This is a genomic window from Methylocystis sp. (assembly GCF_051061285.1).
Lineage (GTDB): Bacteria > Pseudomonadota > Alphaproteobacteria > Rhizobiales > Beijerinckiaceae > Methylocystis.
Map to the genome: position 1 here is coordinate 100,001 of NZ_JBPFEA010000018.1, position 1,707 is coordinate 101,707.

Consider the following 1,707-nt stretch of genomic DNA (forward strand, 5'->3'; position numbering starts at 1 on the left):
ACCAGGGGGTGGCAACTGTTTAACAAAAACACAGGGCTCTGCGAAATCGCAAGATGACGTATAGGGTCTGACGCCTGCCCGGTGCCGGAAGGTTAAGAGGAGGAGTGCAAGCTCTGAATTGAAGCCCCGGTAAACGGCGGCCGTAAATATAACGGTCCTAAGGTAGCGAAATTCCTTGTCGGGTAAGTTCCGACCTGCACGAATGGCGTAATGACTTCCCCGCTGTCTCCAACGTCAGCTCAGTGAAATTGAATTCCCCGTGAAGATGCGGGGTTCCTGCGGTCAGACGGAAAGACCCCGTGCACCTTTACTGTAACTTTGCATTGGCATTCGTGTCGGCATGTGTAGGATAGGTGGTAGGCTTTGAAGCATGGGCGCCAGCTCGTGTGGAGCCACCCTTGAAATACCACCCTTATCGTCATGGATGTCTAACCGCGCGCCGTCATCCGGCGCCGGGACAATGCATGGTAGGCAGTTTGACTGGGGCGGTCGCCTCCCAAAGAGTAACGGAGGCGCGCGATGGTGGGCTCAGACCGGTCGGAAATCGGTCGTCGAGTGCAATGGCATAAGCCTGCCTGACTGCGAGACAGACAAGTCGAGCAGAGACGAAAGTCGGTCATAGTGATCCGGTGGTCCCTCGTGGAAGGGCCATCGCTCAACGGATAAAAGGTACGCCGGGGATAACAGGCTGATAACCCCCAAGAGTCCATATCGACGGGGTTGTTTGGCACCTCGATGTCGGCTCATCACATCCTGGGGCTGGAGAAGGTCCCAAGGGTTCGGCTGTTCGCCGATTAAAGTGGTACTTGAGCTGGGTTCAGAACGTCGTGAGACAGTTCGGTCCCTATCTGCCGTGGGTGTAGGAGAATTGAGAGGATTTGTCCCTAGTACGAGAGGACCGGGATGAACATACCTCTGGTGGACCTGTTGTGGCGCCAGCCGCAGTGCAGGGTAGCTATGTATGGACGGGATAACCGCTGAATGCATCTAAGCGGGAAACCCACCTCAAAACGAGTTCTCCCTTGAGAGCCGTGGAAGACGACCACGTTGATAGGCCGGGTGTGGAAGTGCGGCAACGCATGGAGCTTACCGGTACTAATAGCTCGATTGGCTTGATCGCTCTCATTTATCGACGCCCATACTCGTGTGGCGCGAATTGAAAGACCTTATTTGCTTCGAAGATGTGTTTCGCCGGCCTGGTGGCCTTCGGCGGAGCGATCAGACCCGATCCCATCCCGAACTCGGCCGTCAAACGCTTCTGCGCCAATGGTACTATGTCTCAAGACCTGGGAGAGTAGGTCGTCGCCAGGCCTGCGAAGCACATCAGATCCTCTTAACGATACTTTTTCAGCAGTGCTGCTTTCGCCGCGCTGCTTTTCGGCTTCGCGCTGTCTCTTGCGCGGTTCTTTGGCGCCTTTCTCTTGGCGCGGGGTGGAGCAGCCCGGTAGCTCGTCAGGCTCATAACCTGAAGGTCGTCAGTTCAAATCTGGCCCCCGCAACCAATCCGATTCCAAAAACCCCGGCTCCTGCGGCCGGGGTTTTTCTTTGTGCGCTGGTGGGCCTTTTGTATCCCTCCGTCGTGGGCCACCTGGCGTTGATCCCGGTTTTCGAGATAGCTGCCTGACGGTGGCGCGATGATCGTGTCCATTTCAAATACAAGCGGACACTATCGATGTCGGGCAGCGATGCAGATCGGGCGGCTCTCAG

The 1,707-nt window shown here is 56.4% G+C and carries 1 tRNA gene and 2 rRNA genes (1 of these 3 running past the window's edge); all 3 read left to right on the top strand.

Features of this window, described 5'->3' with window-relative positions:
• A 23S ribosomal RNA gene (locus ACR65T_RS06580) occupies positions 1 to 1,120 on the top strand; it begins 1,702 nt to the left of the window's first position.
• Positions 1,121 to 1,195: 75 nt separating this feature from the next.
• Positions 1,196 to 1,311 (top strand): 5S ribosomal RNA (gene rrf / locus ACR65T_RS06585).
• 114 nt (positions 1,312 to 1,425) lie between these two features.
• Positions 1,426 to 1,502, top strand: a tRNA-Met gene (locus ACR65T_RS06590).
• Positions 1,503 to 1,707: the final 205 nt, after the last annotated feature.